General features: G+C 58.0%; 18 protein-coding genes. 8 read left to right on the top strand and 10 right to left on the bottom strand.

Annotated elements, in window-relative coordinates:
• The first annotated feature begins 21 nt into the window (after nt 1–21).
• Nucleotides 22–339 (top strand): helix-turn-helix transcriptional regulator, encoded by a 318-nt coding sequence (locus QZ869_RS02735; RefSeq protein WP_296014500.1) that lies wholly within the window; start codon nt 22–24, stop codon nt 337–339.
• Between the two features lie 310 nt (nt 340–649).
• Here QZ869_RS02735 and QZ869_RS02730 read toward each other — a convergent pair whose 3' ends face one another.
• Nucleotides 650–1,819 (bottom strand): DUF3095 domain-containing protein, encoded by a 1,170-nt coding sequence (locus QZ869_RS02730; protein WP_296014501.1) that lies wholly within the window; start codon nt 1,817–1,819, stop codon nt 650–652.
• A gap of 308 nt (nt 1,820–2,127) precedes the next feature.
• Between QZ869_RS02730 and QZ869_RS02725 the strand changes: the two genes are divergently transcribed.
• The 3 genes from QZ869_RS02725 to QZ869_RS02715 all read left to right on the top strand — a co-directional run bounded on the left by QZ869_RS02725 (nt 2,128) and on the right by QZ869_RS02715 (nt 6,229).
• A complete protein-coding gene (locus QZ869_RS02725; RefSeq protein ID WP_296102352.1) occupies nt 2,128–3,234 on the top strand; it encodes a branched-chain amino acid ABC transporter substrate-binding protein in 1,107 nt (368 codons plus the stop codon).
• A 184-nt stretch (nt 3,235–3,418) separates the two neighbouring features.
• Nucleotides 3,419–5,125 (top strand): adenine deaminase, encoded by a 1,707-nt coding sequence (gene ade, locus QZ869_RS02720; protein ID WP_296082055.1) that lies wholly within the window; start codon nt 3,419–3,421, stop codon nt 5,123–5,125.
• 150 nt (nt 5,126–5,275) lie between these two features.
• Nucleotides 5,276–6,229 (top strand): HD-GYP domain-containing protein, encoded by a 954-nt coding sequence (locus QZ869_RS02715; protein WP_296077495.1) that lies wholly within the window; start codon nt 5,276–5,278, stop codon nt 6,227–6,229.
• Between the two features lie 48 nt (nt 6,230–6,277).
• On the opposite strand, the gene QZ869_RS02710 is transcribed toward QZ869_RS02715, so the two are convergent.
• Complete coding sequence (locus QZ869_RS02710) at nt 6,278–7,951, bottom strand: alpha-glucosidase family protein (protein ID WP_296102350.1); 1,674 nt, start codon at nt 7,949–7,951, stop codon at nt 6,278–6,280.
• A gap of 166 nt (nt 7,952–8,117) precedes the next feature.
• Between QZ869_RS02710 and QZ869_RS02705 the strand changes: the two genes are divergently transcribed.
• On the top strand, nt 8,118–9,035 hold the full coding sequence (locus QZ869_RS02705) for a sugar kinase (RefSeq protein WP_296077491.1): 918 nt from the start codon (nt 8,118–8,120) through the stop codon (nt 9,033–9,035).
• Between the two features lie 237 nt (nt 9,036–9,272).
• Nucleotides 9,273–10,322, top strand: coding sequence for a bifunctional monoglucosyl/glucuronosyl diacylglycerol synthase (locus QZ869_RS02700; RefSeq protein WP_296102348.1), 1,050 nt, complete (start codon nt 9,273–9,275; stop codon nt 10,320–10,322).
• A gap of 157 nt (nt 10,323–10,479) precedes the next feature.
• On the opposite strand, the gene QZ869_RS02695 is transcribed toward QZ869_RS02700, so the two are convergent.
• The 4 genes from QZ869_RS02695 to QZ869_RS02680 all read right to left on the bottom strand — a co-directional run bounded on the left by QZ869_RS02695 (nt 10,480) and on the right by QZ869_RS02680 (nt 14,296).
• Entirely contained in the window at nt 10,480–11,088 is a 609-nt protein-coding gene (locus tag QZ869_RS02695) for a DUF2026 family protein (RefSeq protein ID WP_296102347.1), read from the bottom strand.
• Nucleotides 11,089–11,325: 237 nt separating this feature from the next.
• Complete coding sequence (gene der / locus QZ869_RS02690) at nt 11,326–12,750, bottom strand: ribosome biogenesis GTPase Der (RefSeq protein WP_113261587.1); 1,425 nt, start codon at nt 12,748–12,750, stop codon at nt 11,326–11,328.
• Nucleotides 12,751–12,882: 132 nt separating this feature from the next.
• Nucleotides 12,883–13,554: a tetratricopeptide repeat protein gene (locus QZ869_RS02685; RefSeq protein WP_296102345.1), complete on the bottom strand. Its 672-nt coding sequence runs from the start codon at nt 13,552–13,554 to the stop codon at nt 12,883–12,885.
• 157 nt (nt 13,555–13,711) lie between these two features.
• Nucleotides 13,712–14,296 carry an NnrU family protein gene (locus QZ869_RS02680; protein WP_296102343.1) on the bottom strand — a complete coding sequence of 195 codons (585 nt, stop codon included), beginning with the start codon at nt 14,294–14,296 and terminating at the stop codon, nt 13,712–13,714.
• Nucleotides 14,297–14,434: 138 nt separating this feature from the next.
• Between QZ869_RS02680 and QZ869_RS02675 the strand changes: the two genes are divergently transcribed.
• Nucleotides 14,435–15,427 (top strand): polysaccharide deacetylase, encoded by a 993-nt coding sequence (locus QZ869_RS02675; protein WP_296102341.1) that lies wholly within the window; start codon nt 14,435–14,437, stop codon nt 15,425–15,427.
• Between the two features lie 172 nt (nt 15,428–15,599).
• On the opposite strand, the gene sbmA is transcribed toward QZ869_RS02675, so the two are convergent.
• The 4 genes from sbmA to glpK all read right to left on the bottom strand — a co-directional run bounded on the left by sbmA (nt 15,600) and on the right by glpK (nt 20,531).
• Nucleotides 15,600–16,871: a peptide antibiotic transporter SbmA gene (sbmA, locus tag QZ869_RS02670; protein WP_113261591.1), complete on the bottom strand. Its 1,272-nt coding sequence runs from the start codon at nt 16,869–16,871 to the stop codon at nt 15,600–15,602.
• A gap of 184 nt (nt 16,872–17,055) precedes the next feature.
• Entirely contained in the window at nt 17,056–17,808 is a 753-nt protein-coding gene (gene map, locus QZ869_RS02665; protein ID WP_296102339.1) for a type I methionyl aminopeptidase, read from the bottom strand.
• 55 nt (nt 17,809–17,863) lie between these two features.
• Nucleotides 17,864–18,925 (bottom strand): LLM class flavin-dependent oxidoreductase, encoded by a 1,062-nt coding sequence (locus QZ869_RS02660; RefSeq protein ID WP_296077134.1) that lies wholly within the window; start codon nt 18,923–18,925, stop codon nt 17,864–17,866.
• Between the two features lie 112 nt (nt 18,926–19,037).
• Nucleotides 19,038–20,531: a glycerol kinase GlpK gene (gene glpK, locus QZ869_RS02655; RefSeq protein ID WP_296102337.1), complete on the bottom strand. Its 1,494-nt coding sequence runs from the start codon at nt 20,529–20,531 to the stop codon at nt 19,038–19,040.
• 155 nt (nt 20,532–20,686) lie between these two features.
• Here glpK and QZ869_RS02650 point away from each other — a divergent pair, with 155 nt between their 5' ends.
• Nucleotides 20,687–21,463 (top strand): 3-hydroxybutyrate dehydrogenase, encoded by a 777-nt coding sequence (locus QZ869_RS02650; RefSeq protein ID WP_296019867.1) that lies wholly within the window; start codon nt 20,687–20,689, stop codon nt 21,461–21,463.
• The last annotated feature ends 17 nt before the right edge of the window (nt 21,464–21,480 follow it).

Genomic DNA, 21,480 nt, shown 5'->3' with positions numbered 1-21,480 from the left:
CTTCGATTCAGGAGAGCGTGAATGACGACGCAGACATTATCAGAACAAGCCAATTCGGCGGCAGGCCTTCTGTCGGCAATGGCAAACCCGAAAAGGCTGATGATACTGTGCAGCCTCGTCGAAGGCGAAGTCCCGGTGGGCGTTCTTGCAACGCAGGTTGGATTGAGCCAGTCGGCACTATCGCAGCACCTTTCGAAGCTCCGCGCACAGCGGCTGGTCAAGACGCGCCGCGATGCGCAGACGATCTACTATTCCAGCACATCAGACTCCGTCAAAAAAGTCCTGGCGACGCTGGAAGAGATTTATTGCGCGCAAAGCGATAACAAGTCTGCAGCCTGAACGCATGAGCAGCTGATAGAGTCCGCTGCTCCTGGTTTTTGCTTAACGTCGGCCAGCCAGCAACGCCGGATATTGTTCGGCAATTGCCCATCGGCTTTATGGTCTTGAATACCAATTGCTTCACGTATGTCTGCGCGCACACTGCACTCAGGTCAGAGTTGCTCGTCAGAGGAAACGGCGATCTCTCGGCAATAAAGCGTCCTATGCGCGTCTCGTTGGACGCACATAGGACGCTTTATGTTTTTTATCGAAGCATCGTGCTTTTCCGAAAAGCGGCCCCGATTTTCGAACGGGTACGATCCCTTAGGTTTCAGGCTGATAAAGCCGCTTGCTCCTTGAGTATTTGCGCGGCACGCGCATAGCCACCGGCGGCGCCGTCCACGAAATGCATGTGGTCTCGCGAGAGCGGGCTCGGGACGATGCACGTCATCAACGCAGCGCCCTGCTCATGCAGACCGTAGAAGCACACGCCGTCCCGTTCGGCGCTTCCTAGCCGCGCCTTGATCAGGGATAGGCGGTGGCTATCCACATCGACTGTCATCTTCAAACCATCGTCGAACTTGCGGAAATCCGTATTGCTGGCCACCGCACTTTTGTACTGAACCGGATCGAAGCGCCCGATTGGCTTTCGCAGCCGGTAGAGAACACTAATCAACACTGTCTGAAACGCCACCCAGCACCCTTTGCGCAGTTGCGACAGCCGATCGCCGAAGCCGGACAGCGCCTTGGCTTCCATGACGAGTCCATCGCGAATGAAGCCAAGCGGAGGCCCTTCGACCGGAACCGGATGTCCACCGCGACCATCCTCGTTGGCAAGGCTTACGATGTCAGCCACCAGTCGCCGAAAGCCTGTCATGTCGCCACCTGGACGCGGCATCGCGATGATCGACACGACGGTTCCGTACCGCGCCTCGATGGGGTTCCAGCGACACGAAAGACCTGAGAGGTCGGGCCGCTCGCCGGGTGTAGCGCTCTCAACCGTATAGCGTCCGCCCTTCATCTGCATGTCTGCCCAATTGTTTCCCCCACCCGAAAACATCGCATAGGAAACATCGTCGCTCGCCTGAAACCGCGCCACGCGTACGTCCAGTCCTTGCGCCCGGATTTCCGTCACCGGAACGATGGCCGCTCGCAATGCCAGCCCAAGATCGTCGCTGACCCACGCCCGCACCTTCGAGAGAGCGTCGCGGGAAGCATCGATCGCGTTGGGCGGGACGGCAATCGCCGCGCCGTCTCCTCCGAAAACAAACGGCAGGTCGTGACGTTGAAGCGCGTTGAGAACGGCAGAAATGACACCGGCGCCGGCCATGTTGACAGCCTTGTATCGACCGCTGGCGATTGCTTCAGTGGAATCGACGATATCGGCAAGCGCCAGCACCCAGCCGTCCGGCAGAGGTCGATAAAGTGCTGGCTCCGCGACGTCCTCGAAATGCCGGAAGACAGGAAGGGTGCGTAGAAATTCTTCATCGGACGACAGCATGCCCGCATTATCCTCCCCGCTCGTCGCAAAAGCCAGTCGTGATATCAGGATACTCAGGGCAAGCAGCGCAGATCGTAGCATGCTCGCGATAACATAGCTTTTACCTGAGCTTTTACGCCGGCGGGACCGTTTCGGATCAAACACGGCTTGCTAAATTGCCATCGCCTTGCCACAACGAGCGCCGGGGTACGGAATTCAAATGTGAAACGGAACTCCTTTGCCCGGCAGACGACGGCTTGCTTTGAGCAAGCTCGCGTGACCACAGCCGGGTCGCATCGGGCAAGACGCCCAACCCAAGGAGAAATTGAATGAAAACCAAGATTTTGACGGGCCTGGCCCTTGCCGCGTCCGTGGCCTTCGCACCGGCAGCGCATGCCGATATCGTCATCGGTCTGGTAGCACCGCTCACGGGTCCAGTTGCCGCTTATGGCGATCAGGTGAAGAACGGCGCCCAGACAGCCGTGGATGTCATCAACAAGAATGGCGGCATTCTCGGTGAGAAAGTTGTCCTCAAGCTGGCGGACGACGCAGGCGAACCGAAGCAGGGCGTATCTGCCGCAAACCAGCTGGTTGCAGATGGTGTCAAGTTCGTCGTTGGCCCCGTCACCTCAGGCGTTGCCATTCCGGCCTCCGACGTTTTCGCTGAAAACGGCGTTGTGATGGTGACGCCGACGGCGACTGCACCGGATCTCACCAGCCGTGATCTTTGGAACATTTTCCGTACTTGCGGTCGTGACGATCAGCAGGCCGAAGTCGCCGCCAAATTTGTTCTGGCGCAGTTGAAGGACCGGCAGATCGCCATCATTCACGACAAGGGCGCCTATGGTAAAGGCCTCGCGGATGCGTTCAAGAAGACCTTGAACGAAGGTGGCGTAAAGGAAGTCATGTATGACGCCCTGACACCGGGCGAAAAGGACCTGAGCGCGCTGACGGCGCGTCTGAAGTCGGAAGGCGTGGATGTCGTTTATTTCGGCGGCTACCATCCTGAAGCCGGCCTTCTGGTCCGTCAGCTGCACGACATCGGCGCCAAGGCGACCGTGATTGCCGGTGACGGTCTGTCCAACTCCGAATTTGCCAACATCGGCGGTACGGCTGCCGACGGTACCATCTTCACCAATGCCGCCGATGCGACGAAGAGCGCCGATTCCAAGGCTGCGTCCGAAGCCCTCAAGGCCGCTAACATCCCGGCAGAAGCCTTCACGCTCAACGCTTACGCAGCCGTGGAAGTGCTCAAAGCCGGCATCGAAAAGGCCGGCTCTGCTGAAGATTCCGAAGCTGTTGCCAAGGCGCTGAAAAGCGGCGAACCGATTGCGACTGCCATCGGCAAGCTGACCTATGGCGAAACGGGCGACCTGACCTCGCAGGCCTTCTCGCTCTACAAGTGGCAGGGCGGCAAGATCGTTTCGGCACAGTGATGCGTGGCGTCTCGCTTGCCTCAGCCTCGTAGTCGCGGCTTGACGTAAGCGGTACGACACCAGACAATCCGACCGAAACATCGACTTGATAGACCGGGCGCGTTCTTCGCGCCCGGTTTTCTTTTGCATGGGAATGCCTTTCCGGGCTTAATTGGCCAAGGCAAGAATCGAAATGAGGTACAGCGTGGGATCTGAACTTGAACGCAGGATCGACCAGGGTGCGGGGCGCGAAAAGGCAGATATCGTCCTGAAAGGCGGCCGCTTTTTCGATCTTGTCACTGGCGAGCTTGTCGCCTCCGACATTGCGATCTGCGGCGATACGATTGTCGGAACCTGTGAGACCTATCAAGGTGTCGAGGAAATCGACATCAGCGGCAAGATCGTCGTTCCCGGCTTCATCGATACCCATCTGCACATCGAATCATCTTTGGTCACGCCGCATGAGTTCGACCGCTGCGTTCTGCCTTATGGTGTGACGACCGCGATCTGCGATCCGCATGAAATCGCCAATGTGCTGGGCGCGCAGGGTATTCAGTTTTTCCTGGAGTCTTCACTGCAGACCATCATGGATATCCGTGTCCAGTTGTCTTCCTGCGTACCGGCCACGCATCTGGAAACGGCGGGCGCTGACCTTCCCATTGAAAAGCTTCTCCCCTTCCGCGATCACCCCAAGGTCATCGGCCTGGCAGAGTTCATGAATTTTCCGGGCGTGATCCACAAAGACCCGATCTGCATGGCGAAACTCGAGGCGTTTCAAGGGCAGCATATCGACGGGCACGCGCCTCTTCTCTCCGGGACAGGGCTTAACGGCTATCTCTCGGCAGGCATCCGCACAGAGCATGAATGCACAAGCGCAAAAGAGGCACTGGAAAAAATTCGCAAGGGCGTTCATGTTCTTGTGCGCGAAGGGTCCGTGTCCAAGGATCTGCACGCGCTGATGTCGATCATCACAGAACGCCTGTCGCCCTATCTGGCTCTCTGCACCGATGACCGCAATCCCCTCGATATCGCCGAGCAAGGCCATCTGGATTATATGATCCGAACCGCAATCGCCAACGGCGTAGAGCCCCTTGCCATCTATCGCGCAGCCTCGATCTCGGCGGCAAGAGCCTTCGGCCTACGAGACCGAGGTCTTGTCGCGCCGGGCTGGCGCGCGGATCTCGTGGTGATCGACACATTGCAGAACTGCAAAGCGGACATGGTCTTTTCTGCGGGCAGACACGTTACGCCAGAGCTTTTTGCCACGCGCAAACCCGTCGCACCAGTCGGCCTCGACAGCGTCAAGGCGCGGCCCGTTCTTGCGGCACATTTCGGTGTGCCGGCAAGGCAAGGAAAAACGTCCGTTCTCGGCGTGCTGCCAGGCAAGATCATCACCGAACATCGCCGTTTCAAACTGCCGAGCGATGGCAATCAGACGACCGTCGATCTCGACAACGACATCATCAAAGTGGCCGTCATCGAACGGCACGGAAAGAACGGCAACCATGCCAACGCCTTCGTGCAGGGCTTCGGCCTGAAGAGAGGCGCCATTGCATCCACCGTCGGGCATGACAGCCACAATATCTGCGTCGTCGGCGTCAGCGAGGACGATATGGCGCTTGCTGCCAATCGCCTAGGAGAAATCCAGGGTGGCTTCGTTGTGGTAGAGAATGGCGAGATCACTGGCGAGATTGCCCTTCCGGTGGCCGGTCTCATGAGCCTGGAGCCCTATGAGACGGTGCGCGATACGCTGCACACGCTGCGCAAGGCCGCCTATGCGCTTGGCACCACGCTGGAGGAACCATTCTTGCAGGTCGCGTTTCTACCGCTTCCGGTCATTCCACATCTCAAACTTTCGGACAAAGGGCTGGTAGACGTGGATCTCTTCCAACTCATTGATGAAGCGCCTTGACTAAAAATGGGCAAAGTCGCGGAATGACAATAAAAACCATGCATTGAGCTGGAGTTTTACTTCACGATCAATCAGATGATAACATCAATTTAATACAGCGTAACTATCATATATACATCTATCCTTGACCGATAAGATGGGAGAGAAATATTGGTCATAAAGCGCATCGACAAAAATCAACTTGAAATTGGGATGTTCGTCGAAGCGATAGAAGGTCCGTGGCAAAACGATTCATCCGTTGGGAGACGTTTTGTTGTCAAAGACGCTACTCAACTGGCATCAATCTTGAACGGCAAAGTCAGCGGCGTTTTCATCAACACCGCACTTGGCAACAATACCGTTCGGGACAGCAGCGCCTCACCGGCCTCAAAAAGCATGAAGTCTGCAACCAAAGAGGAAAAACTTCTCGTCGCGCAGCGGATTCATTCTCAGGCGGACGAGACAAGAACGCTTCTTCAGGGCGTCTTCGAGGGTAAAGACATCAGCATAGATGCCTTCACTCCGCTTGCCGACGACGTTGGCCGGACTATGGACGAAAATCCCTCGCTTTTCATGGGCATGTCTCGCCTGCGGTCGCGCGATACGGCCACCTTCGTGCATTCGCTCTCCGTCGCAGCGCTTCTTGTCCACTTTGCCCGGTCGCTCGAGATGGATGAAAAGACCGTCCAGCTCTTGTGTATTGCAGGCCTGCTGCATGATGTCGGCAAGCTCGCAATCCCGATCCACATCCTGCACAAACAGGGACCGCTCGACGCTGAAGAAAGAATTATCGTTCAAAATCACACTGAACAAGGCCATCGGATTCTGAAGAAGCAGGAGGGCATGCCTCAGATCGTTCTGGACATCTGCCTTTCTCATCATGAACGTCTGGACGGCAAGGGCTATCCGAACGGAATTAAAAGCAACAAGATCAGCAACGAGGTTCGGATGAGCACGATCTGCGACGTGTTCGACGCGCTGACCTCGGCCCGCTCCTACAAGAAAGGCTGGTCGTCGCAACAGGCCCTGACCTGGATGATGGCGCATGAAGAGCAGTTCGACAGGACACTCCTGCGCCGCTTCATCATCAGCCTGGATCCGGAGATGACCAAGGGCGTGATCTGAGAAAGCATGTCGCGTGAAGGCGTACCGGCCAAGTGAAAGCTTAACCGATCACACCTTCTCCACGCGACCGCAAAAGGCATCCAGCGGCTCCAGCTTCACGCCGTCATTGTGGAATGTCGGCTCAAACCCCGGCAGTCCCAGATGCTCGATCAGGCGAAGCTCCGGCGGCAGACGGAAGTCGACGGGCCGGCGTGTCAAATTGAAGACAAAGAGCAGTCTCTCGCCGTTCTTGTGACGGGTAAAGACCAGCACATCCTGATTGGTTTCCAGGAACTCCATAGCACCGTCACGAAGACAAGAATGGCTGCGCCGGAAGGCTAGCATCGCCTTATAGTGATTGAGAACCGAATCCGGCTTGCGCTCCTGCCCGTCGGCGGCCAGCATCGCGTGGGCGTAGGGAACCGGCAGCCAAGGCTTTTCGGCGGTGGTGAAGCCGGCATGCGGTTTGCCTGTTTCCCACACCATCGGCGTGCGGCACCCGTCGCGACCCTTGAAGGCAGGCCAGAAGCGGATACCATAGGGATCGCGCAGATCCTCGAAGGCAAGGTCGGCCTCCGTCAGCGCCAGTTCCTCTCCCTGATACAGGCAGATGGAGCCGCGCAGCGATGCCAGCACGCAAATCGCAAGTTTCGCGACACGGGTCTGCTCCTCCACATTTTCCGCAAAGCGCGTCAGATGGCGTATCACGTCATGATTGGAGAAGGCCCAGCACACCCAGCCGTCGGTCACGGCTTTCTGGAAACCATCGACTGCGCCGCGAATATGGCTGGCTGTGAAGTCCGGCCCAAGCAGATCGAAGGTGTAGCACATGTTGAGCTTGTCATTGTCCGCCGTGTAAGCAGCAACCGTTTTCAGCGAACGTGCGCCATCGCCCACCTCGCCCACGGTCATTCGCCCCTCATACTCATCCAGAAGAGTACGAAAGCGTTTGAGAAAGGCGAGATTCTCGATCTGTGTCTTGTCGTAGAGATGGCTCTGCATACCATAGGGATTGACGTCCGGCGCATCGAGACCGGCATCGTCGCTATCGGGTTCGTGCGGCGGGTTGTTACGCAGCAGCTTGTCGTGGAAGTAGTAGTTGACCGTGTCGAGGCGGAAACCGTCCACACCCCTCTCCAGCCAGAACCGGACGGTTTCCAGCAGTGCATCCTGCACCTCCGGATTATGAAAATTAAGGTCCGGCTGCGAGCCGAGGAAGTTGTGCATGTAATATTGCTTGCGCACTCCATCCCATTCCCAGGCCGGGCCGCCGAAAACGGAGAGCCAGTTGGTGGGCGCCGTGCCATCCGGCTTCGGGTTTGCCCAGACATACCAGTCCGCTTTCGCATTGGTGCGGCTGGCCCGGCTTTCCTTGAACCACGGATGTTGATCGGACGTATGCGAAATCACCTGATCGATGATGACCTTCAGTCCCAGCCGATGCGCCTCGGCGATCAGCGTGTCGAAGTCCGCAAGTGTGCCGAACATCGGGTCCACGTCGCAATAATCCGAAACGTCATAACCCATATCCGCCATGGGCGAGGTAAAGAACGGCGAGAGCCAGATACCATCAACGCCGAGCGCATGGATATAGGGCAGATGTTTGGTGATGCCGGCAAGATCGCCGAAACCGTCCCCCGTCGTGTCCTGAAACGAGCGTGGATAGACCTGGTATATGACCGCTCCCCTCCACCAGTCTGCATCGTGAACTCTGTGTCCGGTGGTAGACGTGGCTTGCGGCATGAACGATCTCCGAAGTGAAGGTGCCCAACCATATAAAGCCCGGACTGATCCGTAAACGGCGAATGCCGATTGAATGTGAGATCGCGCCTTCAAACGGCATCCACCGCCCTTGCAAGCGGGGCTGTGGCGTCGTAATGGCGAAGCGTCACGACACGAGGAGAGTGCAGTGGGTGGACGGTTTCTTTCGATCGGCGAATGCATGGTGGAGCTCTCGCAGGCTGGCGACGGTCTTCTGCGCAAGGGCTTTGCCGGGGACACGCTGAACACCGCCTGGTATGCACGCGCCTGCCTGCCGCAGGACTGGTCGGTGGATTATTTCACCGCGCTCGGTGACGATCCGCTCTCTCAGGAAATGCTGTCCTTCATCGAAGGTGCTGGCATCGGCACGAAACACATCTCCCGAATCCAGGGCGGCACGCCCGGCCTCTACCTCATCAATCTGAAAGACGGCGAGCGCACCTTTAGCTATTGGCGCAGCACCTCTGCCGCCCGCCAGCTTGCCACCGATGCCGACCATCTGCGCAGCACCATCGAGGCTGCCGATATCGTCTATTTCTCCGGCATCACGCTCGCCATTCTTGCCACCCCGCTAGCGGTCGACAGCTTCCTGTCTGAACTGCGTCGTGCGAAAGCCGCTGGAAAACAGGTGGTCTTCGACCCCAATATTCGCCCCCGCCTTTGGGCCAATCGCGAGATCATGCTGGAAACCATCACAAACGGCGCGCGCGCGGCTACGCTCGTCATGCCAAGCTTCGATGACGAGGCGAGCAACTTCGGCGATGTCGATGTGGAAGCCACCATTGCCCGCTACCGCGCACTCGGCGTCGCCAATATCGTGGTGAAAGATGGCGCAAAGGGCGCGACACTCGATTTCGGCGGTGAGCGCAGCCATGCGCCAGCCATTCAGGCGGTCAAGGTCGTGGATACAACGAGCGCCGGGGACAGCTTCAACGGCGCCTTCCTTTCACGCTTCGTCACCGGCAGCACACCGGAAGAAGCCGCAACCTTTGCCGCCAAGGCAGCGGCAACCGTCATCGGTCACCATGGCGCTCTGATCAGCCCCGAGCTCCTGCCCAAGGCATAAAAGACGAGGACAGTCTGTTCGAGACCTGTCGTTGTGCTGCGGAAAATGTCGATTTCGGGAACCGGAACGCCGCCTGCCGAGCGTCGATCAGCACCGCAAGCATGGGAAATGGTCATTTGCAGGCAGCCAACGGGGATTGTTGGATAGGCTGTGACATGATGCTGTAACACGCCCGTCGCATACACGCGAAGGCCGGTAAATCACCGGGAGTCGCAAGCGCGCGAGGGTCGGCACAGCATGACCAGAATTACCATCGTCACGGATGCCTGGCATCCACAGGTCAACGGCGTCGTCCGCTCCATCGAGAACACCAATGCCGAGCTTGAGCGCATGGGCGTGGACGTCTGCATGGTCACGCCACAAAGCTTTCACTCGATACCCTGCCCCACTTATCCGGAAATTCGTCTCTCAGTCGCAAGCTATCGACGCGTTTCGGCAGAGATTGAGAAGGGGCAGCCGTCCTACGTCCATATTGCCACGGAAGGACCACTGGGCTTCATGGCGCGCCGCTGGTGCATCAAGCACGGTATGCGCTTTTCAACGAGCTACCACACGCGCTTCCCGGAATATGTGGCGGCCCGCTTCCCCGTGCCGGAAAGCTGGCTCTACGCTTTCGTACGCTGGTTCCACAATGGCGGCAGCGCCTGCATGGTGGCAACGCCAAGCCTTGAGACGGAACTCCAATCCAAGGGCGTCAAGAACCTCAAGCGCTGGAGCCGCGGCATCGACGCCAAGCTCTTCCGTCCCATGCCGAAGGACGAACGCCCCTTCGGCCTGCCCCGCCCGATTTTCATGACGATCGGCCGCGTTTCGGTGGAAAAGAACCTCCCCGAATTTCTCGATCTTGATCTGCCGGGCTCCAAGGTCGTGGTGGGCGACGGACCCGCGCGCACCGAGCTCCAACAGAAACACCCAGACGTCCTGTTTACCGGCGTGAAGACCGGTGAAGACTTGGCAAGGGCCTATGCTCAGGCCGATGTCTTTGTCTTCCCCTCCAAAACCGATACCTTCGGCAACACCATTCTGGAAGCGCTATCGAGCGGCGTTCCCGTTGCAGCCTTTCCGGTAACCGGTCCGGTTGATATTCTCGGCGGTCATCCGAAAGCCGGTGCGCTGTCTGAGGATTTGCGCAAAGCCTGCCTTGCCGCGCTGGATTGCTCACCGGAAGCAGCTCTTGCGGTTTCCCGCAACTACTCCTGGGAAAAGGCGTCGCGCCAGTTCCTTGACAATGTGACCTCTGCGGCAACCAGCGGCCTCCCGGGCTTCTGCGCCGCCCATGCGCTGTGAGCGGATTACGAGTGAGCGGCCTGCATTTTCAGTAGACGCACGCGCCCATTACTGTCAGAAGGCGTCAGGACGCGACTGCCGTTATCTTTAGAACGGGGTCGGGCTGCTGATTGACGTCAGGCGGCTGCCGCGAGGTTACGCAGGCCGTCCTATTTACTCACCACGAACCGATCAGCATATTGCCGACAAGCGGAATAGTGCGGCTTTTGCCGTTGCTGTCGCTGACCGAGATGTCACTCTGCATCTGCTTCGGCGATTTGCGAAACCAGCCGGCGGCGATCGAGGCGAGATCACCTATCATCCCGTGCTTGCGCCAGTCGGCAAAGCGCTTGGCCATCGCATCTGCTTCATGCTTGAAGAAGAAGTCGCCCGACTGCGAAAGGTCGTTGATGGAAGAAGCCATGGATGACAAGGGCTTCTGAAACATCTTAGCCGGAACCGAGAGACCCTGCGCGGCCTGCGGAAACGCCGGTGCCATGAAATCGATGACCCAGTCCTCCGCCTCCACCCAGCAATGGAAGTTTTCGCCAGCACCCGTCACATGCCCGTCATCGCGATGATCGGCAAAGAGCAGCATCGTGCCGCCGAGGTTATAGGCCGCCAGCCCACCCTTCGGCTTCGCCTTCACCTTGTAATGATGCTCCAGAATGAACGCGCCGAACGTGCTGAAATACATAGACGCCGTCGCCGGATCGGCGTTCTCGTCGAGAAGCAGGCTGTTGATGACGCGATAGATGCGATGATAGTCGCTCTGCTTGATCAGCATGATGTTTGACCTGTCATTTCAAGTTCATAAGACGCATGCGGGCGATAGGTCGCGATGTTGGCATGGACAAAAGACGCTCTCTCCCGCGCCGCCAATTCCTCTGCCGTCATCCTCGGCCTTGAGCCGAGGATCCATAACGTCACCATCAAGCGCTTCCAAACATGGATCCTCGCCTCAGGGCGAGGATGACGCAGAGCGTGGAGTGACGGACTTACGCGTGCCTCAACTTCACACCGACTACCGCTTCTTCGCCTTGTGCTCGAACGGATTGTCGGAGCCGCGATAATGCACCCGGATCGGTACGCCCGGCATATCGAAATCCTTGCGCAGACCATTGACGAGGTAGCGCGTGTAGGATTCCGGAATAGCCTCAGGCCGGGTGCAGGAAATCATGAAGGCCGGTGGGCGAGCCTTGACCTGCGTCATGTATTTCAGGCGCAGACGACGGCCCGATACAGCCGGTGGCGGATGCTGGGTGACCTGCATATCCAGCCAACGGTTGAGCTTGGCGGTGGAGATGCGGCGGTTCCAGACCTTGTCGGTGTCGATGATGTTCTGCATAAGCCGGTCGAGGCCGTAGCCCGTCTGCCCGGAAATCGGCACGGCACGAATGCCGCGCGCCTGTGGCAGAAGGCGCTCAGTCTTTTCGCGCAGATCGGCAAGAAATGCCTGTGCGTCTTCCACCAGATCCCACTTGTTAAAGGCCAGAACCGCAGCGCGGCCTTCGCGAATGACCAGATCGACGAGCTGCAGATCCTGCTTTTCGAAAGGAATGGTCGAATCGAAGACGATGACGACGGTTTCGGCAAAGCGGATGGAGCGCAGCGAATCCGCCACCGAAAGCTTCTCGAGCTTCTCCGTCACCTTCGCCTTGCGACGCATACCGGCCGTGTCGAACATCTTGATGGTGCGGCCGCGCCAGTCCCATTCGACCGAAATACTGTCACGCGTGATACCGGCTTCCGGGCCGGTCAGAAGACGGTCTTCACCGAGGAAGCGGTTGATCAGCGTCGACTTACCAGCATTCGGACGGCCAATAATCGCCACACGCAGTGGCTTGGTATCGTCATAGGCGGGCTCGTAATCTTCGTCTTCTTCCTCGTCGCCGGAAAGCACAACGTCGGTTTCGGCCTCTTCGAAAGCGTCGTCCGGCGGAAAAGCAACATCTTCCCCAATAGCGGCAACGATGGCATCGCGCAGGTCAATCATACCCTGACCATGCTCGGCGGAAATCGGGCATGGCTCGCCAAGACCGAGCGTATAGGCGTCATAGAAACCGCCGTCCGAGCCACGCGCTTCGGACTTGTTGGCAACGAGCACGACGGGCTTGCCGCGACGGCGCAACATTTCACCCAGTGTCTCGTCGGCGGGAGTAAGGCCATATTTGGCGTCCACGACGAAGAGCGTCAGATCGGCTTCCTCGATCGCCTCTTCCGTTTGCGCCCACATGCGGCCCTGCAGCGTCTCCGGTGCGGACTGCTCGAGACCTGCGGTATCGATGATGGTGAAACGCAGGTCTATGAGCTTTGCGTCGCCCGGACGACGGTCGCGGGTAACACCCGGCGTGTCGTCCACGAGCGCCAGCTTTTTTCCGACCAGACGGTTGAAAAGCGTGGATTTGCCGACATTCGGACGTCCGACGATGGCGACGGTGAAAGTCATGATAGTGCCCTAACTTCTATAGCGTCGGACCGGAAACCCAACGGGCTCCGGTCCGACGCCTTCAACAGAAAACCTTTGCAGCACGTCATGCCCCACCCATGGGCCAAGCAACGTGCCGCAGGAAATGAGAATTTACGCTGCCTTGCCGGATGCGGCAATATTATCGAGCATGATCTGCGCGCGTTGCGCGACATTGCGCGGTGCCTGAGCATCGCCGGTAATGAGTTCGAACCACTGCTTTGCCTGGGCAAAGTTACCGGCCTTGTAAGCAGCAAGACCGAGCGCTTCGCGTGCCGAATTGCGCAGCGGCTGAGCGTCATCCGAGAGGGCCTCTGCTTGCGCTGAAACCTGCTCGTAGGTGCCATTATCAACGAGGAGCCACGCCGCGCGCACCTTGGCGATGTCACGGAAAATCTGGGGGGCGCTGGTATCGTTGCCAATTGCGGTAAACGCAGCGACGGCTCCGGCGGCGTCGCCCTTCTGCGCCAAAAGCGTGGCCGCACGGAACTTGGCCAGAACCGGATACGAACCGTGGCCAGCCGTTTCCAGATCGGACAGGGCCTTTAGCGCTTCGTCGTTCTTTCCTTCGGAGGCAAGCTTCAAGGCGTTGGCGAACTGGTCACCGGAAGCCGAGGCACGGCTGTTGCTCCAATATTCGTAGATGCCGGCGCCAGCGGAAGCCAGAACGATCAAAATGGCGGCGCCAATCACGACCGCACCATAACGTCCCCAGAAATTGCTCAACCGCTCGGAGCGGATCTGCTCGTTCACTTCGCGGATGAAGCTATCATTCTCGTGCGCCATCGAATTCTCCGTTACCCGCACCGAGAGGCGAACGCCGATCGGTCTGCGGACATGCCAAGGCAATCTTGTTGCGGCAAGCCGCAAAAAGGCCAACCACATTTATTGGTGGGCCTTCTAGCCTATTTTCCTTGAGATGTAAGGGGGAAACGTCAGTTTCCTACATCGCAATCGGCTGGACGCCAATCAACCATTCGTGCAGCTTCCAGATGAAAGCGGCCCACAGCACGATGCCGAGAAGCACCGCGATCAGATCGTCACGCGCCGAAACGAACGGACGAACGAGATTTTCGCCCGCACGCGCACGTCGCTTCAGGAATATCCGCATCACCACGCCCCAGGCGAGGAACGACGCAAACAGGATGACGGACGATGTCTCGCCATTGGCGAGAAGATGCGCAAAAGCCCAGATCTTCACCGACAGCACCAGCGGATGCTTTGTTTTCGTTACGATGTGCCCGGCTGGCAGGGCACTTGCCACAAGACAGATCATCGCAATGAGCATCAGCGTCACGGCGATATGCGCCATCCAGACTGGCGGGTAATAAAGCATCCCCGTCACCTGTCGCGCTTCATTGAAGGCATAAGCGACGAAGGCAATGGTAAAAATGCTGACGAGCGAATAGACGCCCTTGAAGGGCTTTTCGCCCAGCCCGTCGATCAGACGCGCACGGAACGCTGGAGCAACCAGCCTGAGAGAATGGGTGGCGAAGAACAGGATGAGGGAAACGACAAGCAGAAACATGTTGGCGTCCTTGCGCGGAAGGGAAGATAATCTTTTGACAATGAGTTATGGCTAAATCCCCCGAAAAGCCAGTGAAATCAAAGCTTCGCCTTATTCCAAGCTCAAAAGGCCGCTTTTGAAAATTCTGCGTGGTTCCTGATGTTGCGTTCGCTTGCCCTCCTGCCCCTCCTCCTTGCCTCTGCGTCGATAGCGCAGGCGGAAGATGTGCAAGCGTCACCCAAGCCAAAGCAGTTGGTGCTGGTTTCCTTTGATGGCGCAGGCGACAACGCGCTCTGGCAAAGAAGCCGCGCGACCGCCAAGGAAGTCGGCGCGCATTTCACCTATTTTCTTGCCTGCACGCTGGTGATGGACCGCAAGACCAGCGCCAAGAGCTATCAGGGCCCCGGCCAGAAACTCGGCCGCTCCAATGTCGGCTTCGGCCAGTCGGTGGAAGAGGTGGCAACGCGCCTGCGACACATCTGGGACGCTCACCAGGAAGGCCACGAAATCGCCAACCACACCTGCGGCCATTTCGATGGCGGCAACTGGACGGCGGATCAATGGGACGCAGAGTTTACCACCTTCACCAGCACGCTTGGAAACGCCTGGGCGGCAATCGGCAAGAAGGATGAGGAGCCGCAGGGCTGGCACGATTTCGTGCGGGGCATCAATGGCTTTCGCGCACCCTATCTATCGCAGAGCGATGCCCTCACCGCAGCCCAGAAGAAGCACGGCTTCGTCTTCGACGCCACCAGCATCACCAAAGGACCGGCATGGCCCATCCGCAAGGACGGCATCGAACATTTCGGTCTGCCGCTGATCCCTGAAGGACCGGGCGACCGGCCGATCATCGCCATGGATTACAATCTCTTCGTCCGCCACTCCATGGCGATCGAGACACCTGCCAAATCCGCCGAATTCGAAGAGCGCGCCTACAAGGCCTTCCGCGCCGCATTCGACAAGCAATATGGGGGCGAACGCATCCCGCTCCAGCTCGGCTTTCATTTCGTCAAGATGAATGGCGGCGCCTATTGGAACGCCTATGAGCGCCTGCTGCGCGAAGTCTGCAAGAAGGACGATGTCGCCTGCGTCAGCTATGAAGAAGCGATGCCGATGATCGATGCGCGGCGGAAGGAAAAGTCGCAAGGGTGAGAGAGCGGTAGCGGTGGGTCTCGTTGCCTGTGCACTGCATTGCGCAGAGGAACAAACGACCTGTTCCGAGTGATGGTCGTGCGTTACCAGACCATTCGTAACCGTTGAAACAAAAATCCTCGGGTCGAGCCCGAGGATCAAGAAAAGACAGCATTAAGGGCTTCAACCCACGTTATGTGGGCTTATTTGCAGCCAACTCGCCCTCTTCAGCTTCACGCTTCAAATAGCGCTGGTCGATTTCCGGCAAAGGCTTGTCATCAATGGCCGCTTCAAATGCCTTTAAGCGTTTATGGATCGAGAGCAGCTCGATGATCGTGGTCCAGGAGTTCACCAGATACTGGAACGAATTGCTGACCTGACCGAAAGCGGTAGCGATCTGTTGATAGATACCGTAGGTGATCTTGCCGGCAACGATGGTCGGGACGAGCATCAGCAGCAGGAACACGGCATCTGCCTGAATGTAGAAATACCGCGCGACATTAAAGTACAGATAGTGCCAATACATACGGAAATAGTTCTTCCGCACATTTGAGAAGAGCTGCTTGACCGTGATCGGGTCGGCCCTGTCCGCATGATCTTCACCGTAGACAAGCTCTTTACGATAAGCGGCTTCGACACGTTGGTTTCGGAAGTTAAGCCCCGGCAGTTTGATACCGACCGTCGCCAGCAACACGGTGCCGAAGGCAGACCAGAGGATGGCAAGCCAGAACAGCGCGTGCGGCACCTCGCCGATGATCGGCAACTCGCTCACATAGCTCGAAAGCCCGAAAAGGATCGGCAGGAACACAACGAGTGTCATGACGGAATTGATCAGCGTGATGCCAAGGCCTTCCAGGGTAGCCGAGAAGCGCATTGTGTCTTCTTGCACACGCTGGGATGCACCTTCGATATGACGCAGCTTCTCCCACTTCGACATGTAAAAATCATTCATCGCCGTGCGCCAGCGGAAGATATAATGGCTTGTGAAGAAGTCGGTCAGGATCGACACCGCCATGCTGAAAAAGACAAGCTTCGCGAAGACGATCTGCAGGCTGTAGAAATCCCAGGTGGTGATACCGGGTTGCTTGCTGAGCGCATTCTGCAAAAGGTCGCCAAAGGGGCGGCGGAAGTTGTTGATGACGACTGTGACCTGGACACCGAAATAGGTGACGGCAATGATCAGAAGCGAGCCCCAGACAGACCAATATTTCCACGGATGCTCCCGTGCAACGATGGTCCAGAACAGACCGAAAGCTGCAAGGCAAAGCGCCAGATATGAATAGAAAAAGAGATTTGCTGGAACGAGGAAATAGGTGAGATCGTAGGGTTCCTGCTCAGGCATCACGTAGCCAAGAGAACGCCCCCACGGATCGACAACAAAATACCAGCCTAAGATCGCAACCAGCGCCCAAACAATGGCAGAGGTAAAAAACAGCTTGGGTTTGGGAAAGAAGGAATGAAACACGTTCGAACTCTCGCGAGCTTGAGATCAGCCGTTATTGGCGAAGCAGATTTGGGGAGAAATTAGGCCAGAGATTTGCACGACGCAATGCAGCAAACGCTAAGTTACGAAGATGTAAGGCAAAACGGGCAAGTCCGGCTTGATCATTACGACGGCACTACAGCGCAGCCGTGCAACACAGTTCCTTTTACTCGGCAAGCGTCAGGATCAGCGGTCCGTTTTTGGTGGCCACCACCGTATGTTCGAACTGCACGGTCGGTGCGCTCGGGTCGCTGAATAGCGTCCACGGATCGTCATCGCCATCCTCGGCCCAATAGGCGCCCATGGAGAGGAACGGCTCGACGGTAAACACCAGGCCTTCCGTCATGATCCGGGTTTCATCCTTGTCCGGCCAGGTGGCAAGTTCCTTCGGCTCCTCATGGAGCGAGCGACCAATGCCGTGGCTGGCGAGATTGGTGATCAGCGTATAGCGGTTCTTCTTGGCGAAAGCCCCGATGGAGTTGCCGATATCGGCAAGCGGGCGGCCAGCCTTGACCTGTTGCAAGCCGGTCCACATGGCGCGCTTGCCATCGCGGCAAAGACGCTCGATCTCCTTCTTGACCGGCGGCACCGCAAAGGACGAGCCGGTATCGCCGAAGAAGCCATCTTTGACGGCGGAGACATCGATATTGACGAGATCGCCCGCCTTGATGATACGCGGACCGGGAATACCGTGAGCCACTTCCTCATTGACGCTGATGCAGGTGGCGCCCGGAAACTCATAGCAGAACTCGGGCGCCGACTGCGCGCCATTGCTTTCAAGAATGTTGCGACCAATGGCGTCGAGTTCGGCAGTGGTGATCCCCGGCTCAAGCGCGTCGGCCATGGTCTGCATCGCAAGCGCGCAAATCCGGCCAACATCCTTCAGCTTGTCGAGCTCTTCTTCCGTCGAGATAACCATTCTGCGTCCATATCCTGCGCATTGTCTTCAGCAAAGGGCGCCAAAAGGCGCCCGATCATCCCGTGGCTTTCACCTTATCGGCAGTGCCAGTCAATTCTTTTCTGACGATTGGGGCGACTTTCGTGCCGTAGAGTTCGATCCCGCGCATGATCTGATCATGCGGCATCAGGCCGATTGCCATCTGCAACAGGAAGCGATCATTCTTGAAGACGCCATGCGCCTTGATGATCTTTTCCGCCACCAGTTCCGGTTCACCGAGGAAAAGATTGCCCTCGGCACTTCGCGCCATATCGTAATGCGCCCGGTTCGTCGGGCCCCAGCCGCGCTCGCGGCCGATGCGGTTCATCACCTCCGCCTGCGGGCCATAAAACTGGTCTGCTGCCTTGTCGGTGGTATCGGCAATGAAGCCGTGGACATTGATGCTGGTCTTCTGCTTCTCAACCGGCTGGCCTGCCCGGCGCGCCGCTTCCCGGTAAAGATCGAATAGCGGCGCAAAGCGGCGATATTCACCGCCGATGATGGCCAGCGCTACCGGCAGACCCATGGCTCCGGCACGCGCCACCGATTGCGGCGTGCCGCCAACTGCGATCCACACGGGCAGCGCCTCCTGCAAGGGACGCGGATAGACGCCACGCCCATTGATCGGGGCGCGCTTTTCGCCGGACCAGGTAACGATTTCCTGATCTCTGACCGCCAGAAGCAGATCGAGCTTTTCGGCAAAGAGGTCGTCGTAGTCTTCGAGATTATAGCCGAAGAGCGGATAGGACTCGATGAAGGAACCGCGCCCCGCCATGATTTCCGCCCGGCCATTGGAGAGCAGATCGACGGTGGCGAATTGCTGAAACACGCGGATAGGATCGTCCGAACTCAGGACCGAAACGGCGCTAGAGAGGCGAATGTTTTTCGTCTTCACCGCAGCGGCTGCCAGCACAGTCGAGGGCGACGACACTACATAGTCAGGCCTGTGATGCTCACCCAAACCGAAGACATCGAGACCCACCTGGTCGGCCAGCTCGATTTCCTCCAGCAGGTTCTTCAAGCGGCGCGCACCTTCCGGCCCACGCCCGTCGGCCGGGTTGGGATTGACGTCGGCGAAAGTGTAAAGGCCAAGTTCCATGCTCGTCTTCCTAAACTCGATTGAACTCTTGAGATAGACATCGAAGGTCACCGGCGCAAATTCAAAATCTGAACCGGAAACTTCGATTTTCTCGATGGGTCTGCGCTGAAGCTTAGATGTTGCTGAGCGTGCGGCGCACCGCGTTCTTCCAGCCTTTCAGCTTACGTGCACGAACCTCGTTATCCATCTTCGGTTCGAAGCGGCGGTCGCGCGCCCAGGTTTCGGCAAAGGCCTTCATGTCCGGCCACACCCCTGCCCGGCTGCCCGCAAGCCAGGCGGCACCGAGTGCCGTCGTCTCAAGGATCACGGGACGGTCCACCGGCGCATCGATCAAGTCGGACAGGCGCTGCATGGTCCAATCGGAAGCCACCATGCCGCCATCGACGCGAAGGACGATATCGCAATCGTCGTTCTTCCAGTCTTTGTGCATGGCATCCAGAAGATCACCCGTCTGATAGCAGACGGCTTCCAGTGCCGCGCGCGCGAACTCCGCAGGACCGGTGCCGCGTGTCAGGCCAAACATCGCGCCACGCGCTTCCGCATCCCACCAGGGCGCGCCAAGACCGACGAAGGCCGGCACGAGATACACCTCCTGCGCATCATCCGCCTTGTCTGCCAGCGTCCCGGTTTCCGAAGCAGAGCCGATGACTTTGAGCCCGTCGCGCAGCCATTGGACCGCAGCACCGGCAACGAAGATCGAACCTTCCAGCGCGTAATAGGACTTGCCGTCCAGACGATAGGCAATCGTCGTCAAGAGGCGGTTCTTGGACCGGACAATGTCCTCGCCGGTGTTCAACAGCGCAAAGCAGCCTGTGCCGTAGGTGGATTTCAGCATGCCCGGCGAAAAGCAGGCCTGCCCGATAACAGCGGCGTGCTGATCTCCGGCGACACCGAGGATCGGGATTTCCGCGCCGAACAGCTCGCCATCCGCCACGCCGAAGTCTGCGGCGCAATCCAGAACCTCCGGCAGCACGGATTTCGGCACATCAAGAATGTCGAGGAGTTCCTTGTCCCAGACATTCTTCTCGATGTTGAACATCAGCGTGCGCGAAGCATTGGTGGCATCGGTCACGAAGGACTTGCCGCCAGTCAGTCGCCAGATGAGGAATGTATCGACCGTTCCGAAGCAAAGCTCGCCCTTCTCCGCCCGCTTGCGCGCACCCTTCACATTGGAGAGCAGCCAGGAAAGCTTGGTGCCGGAAAAATATGGGTCGAGCAGCAGACCGGTGCGCTTGGCAAAGATCTTTTCGTGGCCGGCCTTTTTCAGCTTGTCGCAAAGCTTTGCCGTGCGCCGGTCCTGCCAGACGATGGCATTGTGCAACGGTTTGCCGGTTTCGCGGTCCCAGATCAGCGTCGTCTCACGCTGATTGGTGATGCCGATGGCTGCAATGTCGGATGCCTGCAGATTGGCTTTCTTGAGAGCTTCCTTGATCGACCAGACGACCGTTTCCCAGATTTCCTCGGGATCGTGCTCCACCCACCCGGAATTCGGGAAGATCTGGCGAAACTCCTTCTGGCCTGATCCGACAACCTTCATGGACTCATCGAAGATGATCGCGCGCGTCGACGTGGTGCCCTGGTCAATGGCGATAACGTATCCGCCCATTCATTCCTCCCTGAAATCAATCGCGCGCACCACAATATGCTCAACAGACAAAGTCAAGCCACAAGCGGCGTCCGTTTCGAATCCAATTGCCAGTTCCCCCGGTTTGAGCATAACGTTGTCTAAAGTCTTGCATCGACGTCAAAAAAGGGGAACGCATGCTAAGGACAGTGATCGTTACCGGCTCGACCAGCGGAATTGGCTTAGGCATCGCGCAAGCCTTCGCCAATAATGGCTGCAACGTCATGCTGAACGGCTTCGGCGATTCCGACGATATCGAAAGCAACAGGCTTTTGATGGAGGCAGAAAGCGGCACCCGCGTGCTCTATCACCCCGCTGATATGACGAAACCGGAAGAGATTTTCGACCTCGTCAAGACCACGCATGAGAAGCTTGGTTCGGTGGATGTGCTGGTCAACAATGCCGGTGTCCAGCATGTAGCACCGGTGGAGGAATTCCCGCCGGAACAATGGGACCGTATCATCGCCATCAACCTGACGAGCGCCTTCCACACCATGCGCGCCGTCATCCCGCTGATGAAGACAGCAGGCAGAGGCCGCATCATCAACATCGCCTCCGCCCATGGGCTTGTGGCCTCGCCATACAAATCTGCCTATGTTGCGGCAAAACATGGTATCATGGGGCTTACGAAATCCGCTGCACTGGAGTTGGCGGAAACCGGCATCACCGTCAACGCCATTTGCCCCGGCTATGTGCTGACCTCGCTGGTGGAAAAACAGATACCGGATACTGCAAAGGCGCGTGGCATCAGCGAGGAAGCCGTGAAGAACGATGTTCTCTTACGCCTGCAGGCAACTAAGGAATTCGTCAATGTCGAGGATGTGGCCGCCACCGCGCTCTTCCTGGCAAGTGACGCGGCCAAGCAGATAACCGGCACGCATATTTCCATCGACGGCGGCTGGACGGCGCAATAGACCCGAATAAATCACTT

The sequence above is a fragment of the uncultured Agrobacterium sp. genome (assembly GCF_913777885.1).
In the GTDB taxonomy this organism is placed as follows: Bacteria; Pseudomonadota; Alphaproteobacteria; order Rhizobiales; family Rhizobiaceae; genus Agrobacterium.
This window is presented reverse-complemented; position numbering and strand designations above follow the sequence as displayed.